This window comes from Dyadobacter luteus, assembly GCF_003383615.1.
Taxonomy (GTDB): Bacteria; Bacteroidota; Bacteroidia; order Cytophagales; family Spirosomataceae; genus Dyadobacter; species Dyadobacter luteus.
On the sequence record NZ_QNUL01000029.1, the window covers coordinates 68,903 to 80,000 of the forward strand.

Below are 11,098 nucleotides of genomic sequence, written 5' to 3' on the forward strand. Positions count from 1 at the left end.
TTTTTTAAGAATTCTACCTTACAACTGTTTATTTGTTGAAAAAATGATATTTAAAACTTTGCCTAATATGAAGGATATTCCTCTTCCATAATAGCCAATGCCAGCTTAATCTGGCCATAATCATATTGTTCATTCAGGAGCTCGAACAATGGCTTTAGTGCGCTGTCTTTACGAATACTCATTTCCTGAGCGGCATTTGCTATGGTTTGATAACTCTTCTGATCTATCAGCGCTTTGAGATCAATGTCGTGACCATCTTCTTTCAGTTTTACCAAATGAGATAAAATAGTGACAGGATTAAGATTCCTTTTCTCACCCATGACCTTTACAGAATAGCCTGCCTTATATAATTCCAGTGTTTCGGTATACGTAGTTCCTTTGACAATACGAGTTCCCGGCTCTGGATTCTCTTTCTCAAAAGTTACAATTTCGTTGATAAACGTTTGTCCGAAGCGCCGGTACTTTTCCGCACCAATCCCCGATATTGCTTTCATTTGGGCCTCAGAAACAGGTCTTTTCTGAGCCATTTCTGATAATGTAGCATCAGTAAAAACGACGTAGGGCGGAAGACCGAGTGCATCTGCCAACTGTTTTCGTAGTGAACGTAGTTTTTCAAACAACGCATCACGGATAATCTCCTGTTTCGGTTTCTGAACTTCAATCAATTCTTCTTCTCTTGCTTTTCGCTCCGCCAGAGGAATGAATTTAACCAGTTCTATCTTACGCTCACCTCTCAGTATTTGTTTACTGAAAGGATTAAGTTTGAAAGCATGCCCTTCGTCGTAGGCGATATCCATAGCTCCGGAGTTCAGGAGTTGCCCGATGTACTCAGCCCACTCGTCTGTACGAAGATCACGTCCAACACCAAATGTTGGGAGTCTGTCATAACCATGTTGTAATATGCTGCGGTTCTGGCTTCCTCTCAGAATATCAATCAGCATACTCATTGCAATTTTCTCGTTGGTCCTGGTAATTGCAGAGAGTGCTTTCTGGGCAATAACGGTTGCATCAAAGCGTGTTCTGGGATTTTGGCAAACATCACAATTACCGCAATCCTGTTCAACCGCTTCATTGAAATAGCTTAACAGTATGCGCCTGCGGCAAATATCCGCTTCAGCATATTGTTTCATGCGATTTAGTTTGGCATGTAACAGCTCTTTCTGCTCATCCGACTGTTCTGAATTATTAATCATCTCCTGTCGGGTGATGATGTCCATATAGCTGTAGAAAAGAACTGTATCGGATGGAGTTCCGTCGCGTCCCGCACGCCCTATTTCCTGATAAAAACTTTCGACATTGGACGGAAGGTTATAGTGAATCACCCAGCGTACGTTGGATTTATCTATCCCCATTCCGAAGGCGACAGTCGCCACGATGATTTGTACATCATCACGTAAAAATTCCTCCTGAACACGGGAACGGGTTTCCGCTGGCAGACCAGCATGGTAATGCGCTGCAGAAAGACCAGCTTTATTGAGGCTATTGGCTACAGTTTCAGTATTTTTTCTGCTCAGGCAATATATAATTCCTGACTGCCCTTCGCGCTTTTTGATGAAACGCTGTATCTGAGGAAGTCGTTGACGTCCGGGAAGTACACTCAGACTAAGGTTGGGCCGGTTAAAACTTGCCACAAATGTCTCTGCGTGCTCTATTCCGAGTTGCTTCAATATATCCCGCCGTGTTACACGATCGGCAGTGGCAGTCAGTGCTATCACCGGTACTTTTGGAAAACGCTGTTTGATAAGGTTCAGCTGCCGGTATTCAGGTCGGAAATCATGGCCCCAGGATGAAATACAGTGAGATTCATCTACGGCAAACAGATTTACATTCCATTCTCTCAGGAAGTCAAAAGTATTTCCTGAGAAAAGTCGTTCAGGTGCGATGTAAAGTAATTTCAGTTCCCCAATCTTCGCACGCCACATGATGTGATCTTGCTCAGAGAATGAAAGTGTTGAATTAAGATAAGCAGCTTCAATCCCATTTCCTTTCAATGTTTCAACCTGATCTTTCATCAGTGCGATGAGAGGGGATATGACAACCGTAAGGCCAGGGCGGAGTAGGGCAGGGATCTGAAAGCAAACAGATTTTCCTCCACCTGTAGGCATTAATACAAGGCAATCTTCATTACGCATAACGGTATCAATGATCTCTGCCTGCTGAGGACGGAAAGAATCGTAACCGAAATATTTCTTTAATATGTCTTCTTTTGTGATACTCATGAAGGAAATTTTTTGCAAAAATACGGATTCAAAACTGGTACATCACCTGCATTTTCAATTCGCTCCTTTTACTCCCGTTAATCTCATTGAGCCCTGAGCTGATCTTTTCAAGGTCTTTATATCTTGTTTGAGCCCATCTTAGCCATATCTTCATATGTTTTGTAACAGTAAAACGGGTCATCAGGTAATGGCGGGTGCCCGTATCATAATAGGCGGGCAATGAGAACGCATAGAGCATGTCTTTTTCATATACATACTGCCGGCTATCGTAATTATCGGTGGCGAAATAGGCAAGTCGTGCACTGAATTCGAAGCGTTTGTACTTCCATGTAACATCCTGTGCCATTGCGAGTCCTTTTGAGGCATCGCTGTCTTTGTATCGAAATTCGCCTCCCTGTAACCGCGTTCTGATCGAAAAACGAAGAGGGACATCATACTCAATATTGATCACAGCGCTCTTCCGAACAGACTCTACCACCGGGTATATCTGTGGTTTTCCGGTGGTGAGATTATGTGGTTTGTTCTTTTCATGAAAGAGTGCATAGGCATTAAAACGTTTATTCGGTTTCCACAAAATATGAAAGTACAGGTCATATCCTGAAGAGGGAGCGTTAATCTGATACTTCAGCCATGGAAAACGAAAGCTGTCGTAGTAGGTGCTGAACTGCCAGCGGCGATTGGGGGAGTATCGTAATCCCCAATAGGTACCTGATTCATTAATGGGTCGCGTTGACTCACTTACGGCGTTCCCATAGAAAGTATGAAAGTCTTCGTCGTAGTGTCTCAATAGCAGGGTGAAGTCGAATGCTTTGCCCAAACCAGCAATGAGTCCGGCGATTCCGCCCAACCCGCCACTTTGCGATCTGGCGCCTTCACCGAAAAAATGAAAATTCTGCCATTGGTAATCAGCATGTACTCCAATTACCAGATTATGTTTGCCACGAAACTCAAATCTATTGTACGCTACATCTTTTTTCAACAGAAAAGCACTGTAATGGGTATTAAGCATAGTTATACCTACTTGCCCCCGTTGTGACGGTAGTTTGTAAAGTCCGTGCAGACCAACATTTTTCTCGGAAATAATATTGTGCTTGTCTCTCTCGGCAGGAGTACGATGGTATCCCGAAATCAAAAGAGAGGAAATTGTTGAAAGGTTTCCTTCTGCGGAAGTGTCATCCGGACTGGCATCTCTTCGCGTTCCGGAATAAAAACCGGTTACCTGAATATTTTTGGAAACGGAGTAGGTTGCGGCTATTCCCCTGAAAAAATTAGCCTCAAGTACAGATGTATAGGGGCGAAGCCCCAGTGTGCTGCGATAGGTAGTTCGTATAACTTCGGAACCTTTACCTAACGAAAACCCGGCAGCCATTACCAATCCCTGACCCGCCTGCATTTGAAAATCGCCAATGATCAGATTCTTTAGTTTTCCGCGATTCTGGATTTGGGCATGAAAAGATGTAAAGTCAGGTCCGAATATTTGTTTGCGAGGTTGCCAGTTCCACAATTGCTCCCCCGCATCTTTTTCAATACTTAATCCAAAGCTATATACACCTGTACGTGCATTGCGGTAGCGCAGGTAGCCATTGAGTGGTTTGCCGGCATAACGGGTGGAAGAAGACGAGCTGGTGTCGGTGCTTGAAAACCCTTTCTGCGTTTCAAGAATTTTACCGGATCGGAACATTAGAAAGTGCTGTGTGGGATTTTTCAGACTTTCTTTCAATGTCATTTGTGTGGGTTCGATGGTTACAAATGGAAGCAGCCGATAAATGGTTGGGAGATCAAAATCCGGTACTGATTGCAATTGGTATAGAGAAATAAATGAACCCATCTGTTGTCGGTAAGCAAGCAGAGATTCTATTTGGTTATTTGTAAGGATAAACATGGAAGCAAGTTCATCCTTTGTAACCCTGTTCAGATCTACAGGATTGGCATACAGCTGAAATAGGGATTCATATAAATCCTCATAGTTGGAATCCTCTGTAGGTATGGGAAAGAGATCCTGAATAAACCGGCTGATGTCTATTTCAGGGCGCGGAGGATTTTGGGCAGATAGCCGATAAAAGAGAAAAGATGCCAGCAACGTAAGTTTCAGGCATCTTTTCCAGAGGGTGGCTCCGTATGCCGCTCGATGTTTTGTCAGCATACGTTATCCCATTTTTTTGAAAGTTAAAAGGCTTTTAAGCTTAAATCCAGACTCCTTGCCTGGTGTGTAAGTGCACCGCTGGATACACCGTCAACACCGGTTTCAGCCACAGCACGTAATGTTTTTTCTGTAATGTTTCCTGATGCTTCAGTTTCGAACCGTCCGTTAATCAGCTTCACGGCTTCTCTCATATCTTCCAGAGAAAAATTATCAAGCATGATAATATCAACTTGTCCCACGCTCAGCACTTCTTTTACTTCTTTGAGATTGCGGGTCTCAATTTCAATTTTCAGATTTCTTCCGGTTTGCTTTATATAGTTGTTAGCACTTTCAATAGCTTTCGTGATACCACCGGCATAGTCGACATGGTTATCTTTCAGCATGATCATATCGTAAAGCCCCATTCTGTGATTAACAGCTCCTCCGATGGTGACGGCCATTTTTTCAAAAATCCGGAAATTGGGCGTAGTTTTTCTTGTGTCGAGTAGTTTAACCGGCAGATCGCTGATCAGATCTGTCATCTGCCTTGCGTATGTGGCAATACCGCTCATTCTTTGCATGATATTCAGCACAAGCCTCTCCGATTTCAGTATCAGTCTGGCATTTCCTTCTACATTCAGAACGATATCGCCTTTTTTGACTGCACTTCCGTCTTTTAGTAACACCTCAATTTTTAGAACCGGATCTCCATAGAACAAAGCAGTTTCTTCAAAAATGATAAGTGCTATATCTACACCTGCGAGTATCCCATCTTGTTTCACGAGCAGATGTGCCCGTTTAATGGCGTCCGCAGGTACAGCAGACAACGAAGAATGATCGCCATCGCCAATGTCTTCGAGCAGAGCCAGGCGAATTAAATCCCGAAGTTGATGTGGATCTGTTTCCATAATATTCAAGAGAGTGGGGTAGAACAATTGGATTTTTTAATGCATCTGAAGCTTCCCGCATCAGAATGCCTGCTGACGATAAGCCATGTTGTATCGTACCGCTATGGTGAAAATGTTAGATTTTTGAGCATAAGCTGCATCATCAGACTTCATGTTTCTGATAAGGTAGCGGCCGTCTAAAAACAGATTGTGTGCAAGAGAGTAAGAAAGCCGTATATCTGTAGATATATTTTGGGTAAATACTCCTTGTGCAATTCTGTGTCCCAAACCCGGTGCATAGCCGGCTATATTGGTTCTTGTTTCGTAGCTTTTCTCAATGTCTCCTCCGTAGTTTGCATTGTGAGGGTCTCTGCCTTTATCCGCGAGCATAAATGTGCCATAAACTGACAGGCGGGAAGCAGGTTTATAACGAACAATTCCGACAAACTCTTTGAAATTCGCTCCAAGTGGGTGTGCCAGTGACTGGCCATAATGGGCATAATTTCTGCCTCCATCTTTATGCGAATACGTATACGGCCGTACGAGGTTGTATTCTGCTTGTAAATCTAGATCTTTAATTCCGAAGGCATCAACATATTTACCACCAAGCTGAAAGCTGTATTTATTAGTCCAGGATTTGCTTCCGTTGAACAGATATTTTGTGAGAAACTCATCCAGTACAAACTGACTGTATATGGATGCCTTTTTGCCAACGAGCCATCTGAAATCAAAACCCAGCAAAGCATTATCCTCGCTGCCGATATAGGATTCTACATATCTGTAGAAAATGATAGGATTAAGGTAATTAAGATCATATCCGCCACCTACTGAATCCCTGCTGAATACCTCTGCCTCAAATATCCCTACGTTGATTTTCTCAGTCAGGTTAACACTCAGATGGTGTATGGCCGCAAATTTCTTACCCCTGAGTCCTTCTGTCCAGGCATGGTTGTCATTATTCAACATGCTGGTCCATAGGTTGGTATACTTAAAACGACCAATCTGTGTGTCGAGTCGAAGAAAAAGATAAGGGCTGCTGTTATCAGAAAGTATCAGAGAACGAAAACCGCTTCCGAAAACATTATGATCATGACCGAATTTTACATTGATCGCTTTGATTGGTCTGAAAGTGATGTACCCTCTCGCTGTGAGAAAATCAATGGTGCCCTTGCTGGCACTTGTTTTCGCCAAACCCTCTCCAGGAAATGTGAATTCCGGAGCAAAGTCCATTGCATATTTGGGGAAAAGTCCCTGATTATCTGCTACAAAAGTATAAAACCCAAGCTTTTCACCGATCATACCGCGCAATTCAACTCCACGGCCGGTATACCACAGCGCAGAGCCTGTCTGGCTATCTTTTCCGAAAGAGTTGGTAGTAACGAAGTTAAAGTGAAGGTCAAATTCTTTGTTGTTGATGCTGAAAAGGTCGGCAGGATGCTTCCAGAATTTCTTGTTTCTATTTTGTTGTGATGCTTTGAACCACCCAAGTCTTGCCAGTTTGTAATAGTGCGCCGAATCTGTTGCCGCCATCTGCGGAGCCCATTCCCAGCTATCCTCACGTAGATAATCAATGGTTTCCCAATCGCGGTCGGTTAGGGATACGTCACCTTCTTTGAGAATAGAATCCGTAAGTGCTACGACTGCCTTACGTTCAAACGGTTTTACAGCGCTGTGAAACCCTTCCGTTAATTTTCCCCTTTTGATTTCAAGGCGATCTATCAGGTGGTAGTAGTCATCGTTAAGCGGAATAAAGGAACTCTGTGCCTGTGCGTATGATACTGATATGAGAAGAATAAATAGGAATCTATATAATCCGGTAAATGGTTGATTCATAATGGCTAAAATTCTTTTATTCGCATAGCTCTCGAAGTTGATGCCAAGTTTTTGAAACACAGGTTCAAATTACGTCAATGAATTTGTATTATCTTGCATCAACCAGTCTAAAAAACTATCAAAGTTATGTTTTTACTCTCTCAAAAACCTTCTATTGCCGATCATTATCTGGCCGAACTTCGCGATGTTGATATCCAAAAAGACAGGATGAAATTCCGGCGAAACATAGAACGGGTTGGAGAATTACTGGCTTATGAGATATCAAAAACGCTTACATACAGAACTGTTTCGGTAAAAACGCCTTTGGGCGATGCTCCGTCAAGATCACTGTTGCAGCCCGTAGTACTTGCCACTATTCTACGTGCAGGCTTACCTCTACATCAGGGATTTTTAAATGTTTTTGATCAGGCTGATAATGCATTTATAGGGGCCTATCGTGGACATAACATTGGCAGTGACGAGGAGTTTCAGGTAGAAATGGATTATATAACAAGTCCGGACCTGACGGGAAAAACGCTGATCCTGATTGACCCGATGCTTGCAACAGGCAGTTCTCTTGAAAAGACTTATCATGCGCTGCTTCGGTTCGGAATACCTGCGCAGACGCATATTGCAGCCGTAATAGGATGTCCAGAGGGAGTGAATTATCTCCAAAAAAGAATCCCGCAATGCAGGCTATGGCTTGGTGCTATTGATCAGAAACTGAATGAGCAATTCTATATTGTTCCGGGGCTGGGAGATGCCGGAGATCTTTCCTACGGTCCGAAATAGGGTGTTCTGAATATTTGAAAATCCGGTAGCGGCATCACTACCGGATTTTCTTTTTTATCAGTTCAATAATTCATCAAAGGTGATAGATACATAGTAGGTAGAACCTATCCTTGGGCTACCGTAAGCCTGGATATATGATTTTCCAAACAGATTAGTACCACCTAATTTAATGATGGATTTAATAGCAGGCACTTTCATACTGACCTGTGCATCCAGATTGCTGATAGCAGGAACTTGTGTGTCAGAGAACAAAGGTGCTGTATTGCTGCTTGGCAGAAGGAAACTGGATTCCCATAGAAATGCCTGCTGATAGCGGTAAGCAAGGTTGAATCCGAAAGTACTTGTGCTGGTAATTCGTTTTCCAAAGCTGAGGTTATAACGATATTTAGGTGTATTGAACTGTGCATACTGTACTTCCGGAGATGGGGTAAAGTTTGTCAGTTCATTATTAGCCACATTTCCACCAATGTTAAATCCTTTTGGTAAAGCGTAATTAAGGCCGAGTGCAAATCCTCTCACATTAATGGTTTCATCTGTATTTACTGTTCTTGAGTAGCCATTGAAATTCCCAACTCCTATACCTGACTCTATTGGTAAGCCCGGGCCTGCAGGCGCATTAGGCACAACAATGGTAGTGCTGCCAATCAGATTTTTATATTGACTAACATAAAAGTAGGCGTCAATAAACAGTTTTTTAGCAATTACAGATTTATAGCCGATTTCATAAGTAGCAATGCGTTCAGGTTTTAGTTTTCTGGGTTGATATTTAGGAAGTTTGGCTAAGGCAAATGCTGGTGTGAGCTGAGCCAGCAGTCCTGGAAGTTGTGTTTGTATTGCTCCGGGAAGTGCTCCTTGTACACTTGATGTAATTGCTGCCTGTATAGCTGCGGGGTTATTGGGAATTTGCCCGGCGGCTACAGCTGCATTTACCTGTTGTGTAACAGCGGCCGTTACTGCCTGAGTAATTGCTGCCCTGGCATAAGCGTCTGCACTTTGGCCAATTGATTGATCACCGGCGATTGTTGCAGCAATATTTTCAGCAGATAAATTCTGTCTCAGAATACCATTAGACAGGCCATATCTGGAATCGAATTCAGGCAATCCGCCAATAAGCGTTCCTGAAGGCGTTCTCAGATCTATGTATTGATTTTGGGTTGTGGGTATGCGGAAACCTGTTTGATAAGAAAGACGAATATTGTGTTCTCCGAAAGTGGTTACGGCAGATACTCTCGGAGTGAATTGGCCATCAAAATTTTGATTTTTATCGTAGCGAATAGAGCCTGACAGTTTCAGGTGATTGCTAAGCAGGCTTTTCCCGGCCTGTACAAAAGCACCAAATTCATTGATGTTAATGGTGCCCTTGCGTCCATCCTTGGTATCGGCAAATAAAGTCCCTGCCGAACGAAGTTCATACATGCGATAATTTGCTCCCGCCAGCAGCTCAATAAACTTAATCTGATTTTTGAAGTTGTAGAACCCTTCAATATGGTAGAGATTGGTTTTGTCTGTGAACCCGCCACCACCATCTACAATAGGCATATTTCTATACTTGTCGAGCAGTGCGTTATAGCTGCTGCTGCCCGGAGCAGGCATTCCCTGATCAGCCACACCTCTTGCGGCCAGGTGAGCGTTTTCTTCACTCGCTCCCTGTGAACGTGCCTGCACAAATGCTCCTGTATATTGTCCGAACCAGGTCGCATGTGGTTTGAAATCATTGAGCATCGATACAGCCGCCAGACCCGCAAGGTATGATTGGCCGGAACGCTCCTGGGTTGTATAAGCGCGAACTGTAAAGTTGTCTCCGCGTAATTCTAACTTACCCTGAGTAAGGTTAAAGTTTCGAAGTGAATAGCGTCCTGTTGCGGTGTAGGCCGTGGTACCGTAACCATAATTGATTTGGGCGATGGCTTCAACCTTTTCACTCAGGCGATAATGTACAGCTGCGTTGGCTTTTAAACTTTTGGTATTATAGTCTATAAGATCTTTTTCCATATAACCCGTCCGGCTGACGAACGTACTGGGGACGAGTCCTACAGCCTGTGCCGGAATAAGTCCGTTGGCCGCAAGTGTCTGTGCTACAGAGTTAATGTTTGTCTGAACCTCGTCACCGTAACTATTCACGCCGTCATAATCAGGTTTAGTGCCGGCGCCGCGAAGTGGATCTGCATTACCTCCCTGATTTAGGTTGCTGTAATTGTTTGCTTCCCAGTCTTTTGCTGTGATATACGAAAGGTTCACCTTAAAGGCCACCTTATTATTAAAGGCTTTGGCGTAGCGAATTGTGCCATCAATAAAAGGAGTAGTTGCTTTGGAACGACTTGATTCATGCATCACACCTGTTTTCACATTTGCACTTAATCCCTGATACAGAAAAGGACTTTTGCTGTTCATCAGAATGAGACCATTAATGGCATTTGGGCCATACAAAGCGGAAGCGGCACCCGGCAGAATTTCAACGCTTTCAACATCCAGCTCTGACATCCCGATAATGTTATCCAACGGGAAGTTGAGACCCGGTGCCTGGTTATCCATTCCATCAATCATTTGAACAGTACGCGGATTTCCGGTGCTGCCAAATCCACGCATGTTAATGGATTTGAATAAAACACCCTGCGTGGCCATATCAATTCCTTTCAGATTGGCCAGAGCATCATAGAAGTTGGTTGACGGAGTTTCCCGAATCCCACGGATATCCATTTTTTCAACCGCTACCGGTGATTTGAGCACATTTTCTTCTACCCGCGAAGCAGAAACGACAATTTCATTTCCTAAAACTACCTGCTCGGATAACTGAATGTCAAAATGAGATTTTCCGCCTGTCACTTCTACTTCCTGAGTAAGAAAACCTACAGAAGAGACTACAATAGTAAAAGGCGGCTGTGCATTGACATTGAAGCTGAAAGCTCCTTTGGCATCCGTAATGGTACCGACTACTTTACCTTTTACTTGTACACTTACACCGATGAGAGGGTCCTTACTCGTAGATTCAGTAACTACCCCTTCGATTTTTATTTGTGCGAATGTTAGGTTCGAAAACAGGAGTATAAGCAGTATACCACCTGGTACTGTGCGCAGAAGTGAGTTCATGGTTTCTATTTACTGATGATTTCTATACAGGCAAATTAAGTAAATAAACTTCTACAAATAATATGATTATACTAATTTCAAAATAAAAAGTCGTATATTTACGTATGAAATATGCTGACATTATTAAGGAAAGCATTGCTGATCTCGTTCTACTGGAAAAGCGAGAAAAGAATGCAATG

The 11,098-nt window shown here is 43.2% G+C and carries 6 protein-coding genes; 1 reads left to right on the top strand and 5 read right to left on the bottom strand.

Translation table 11 applies throughout. The features are described from left to right. Positions 1–62: 62 nt before the first annotated feature. Genes recQ through DSL64_RS24450 form a run of 4 tightly spaced genes read right to left on the bottom strand, consistent with a single transcriptional unit; the run spans position 63 to position 7,061 of the window. Positions 63–2,219 (bottom strand): DNA helicase RecQ, encoded by a 2,157-nt coding sequence (gene recQ, locus DSL64_RS24435; protein WP_115833573.1) that lies wholly within the window; start codon positions 2,217–2,219, stop codon positions 63–65. Between the two features lie 28 nt (positions 2,220–2,247). Then, positions 2,248–4,362 carry a ComEA family DNA-binding protein gene (locus DSL64_RS24440; RefSeq protein ID WP_115833574.1) on the bottom strand — a complete coding sequence of 705 codons (2,115 nt, stop codon included), beginning with the start codon at positions 4,360–4,362 and terminating at the stop codon, positions 2,248–2,250. A 23-nt stretch (positions 4,363–4,385) separates the two neighbouring features. Then, positions 4,386–5,249 (bottom strand): carboxylating nicotinate-nucleotide diphosphorylase, encoded by an 864-nt coding sequence (gene nadC / locus DSL64_RS24445; RefSeq protein ID WP_115833575.1) that lies wholly within the window; start codon positions 5,247–5,249, stop codon positions 4,386–4,388. Between the two features lie 60 nt (positions 5,250–5,309). Next, the gene (locus DSL64_RS24450; protein ID WP_115833586.1) at positions 5,310–7,061 is read right to left on the bottom strand and encodes a hypothetical protein; all 1,752 of its coding nucleotides are present in this window, start codon (positions 7,059–7,061) and stop codon (positions 5,310–5,312) included. 126 nt (positions 7,062–7,187) lie between these two features. Between DSL64_RS24450 and upp the strand changes: the two genes are divergently transcribed. Then, positions 7,188–7,832, top strand: a complete 645-nt coding sequence (upp, locus tag DSL64_RS24455) for a uracil phosphoribosyltransferase (RefSeq protein WP_115833576.1) — start codon at positions 7,188–7,190, stop codon at positions 7,830–7,832. 57 nt (positions 7,833–7,889) lie between these two features. Here upp and DSL64_RS24460 read toward each other — a convergent pair whose 3' ends face one another. Next, entirely contained in the window at positions 7,890–10,919 is a 3,030-nt protein-coding gene (locus DSL64_RS24460) for a carboxypeptidase-like regulatory domain-containing protein (protein WP_115833577.1), read from the bottom strand. Positions 10,920–11,098 lie beyond the last annotated feature (179 nt).

Coding starts and splice junctions, on each gene's coding strand:
- recQ (WP_115833573.1), bottom strand. CDS start 2,219: ATGAGTATCACAAAAGAAGACATATTAAAGAAATATTTCGGTTACGAT.
- DSL64_RS24440 (WP_115833574.1), bottom strand. CDS start 4,362: ATGCTGACAAAACATCGAGCGGCATACGGAGCCACCCTCTGGAAAAGA.
- nadC (WP_115833575.1), bottom strand. CDS start 5,249: ATGGAAACAGATCCACATCAACTTCGGGATTTAATTCGCCTGGCTCTG.
- DSL64_RS24450 (WP_115833586.1), bottom strand. CDS start 7,061: ATGAATCAACCATTTACCGGATTATATAGATTCCTATTTATTCTTCTC.
- upp (WP_115833576.1), top strand. CDS start 7,188: ATGTTTTTACTCTCTCAAAAACCTTCTATTGCCGATCATTATCTGGCC.
- DSL64_RS24460 (WP_115833577.1), bottom strand. CDS start 10,919: ATGAACTCACTTCTGCGCACAGTACCAGGTGGTATACTGCTTATACTC.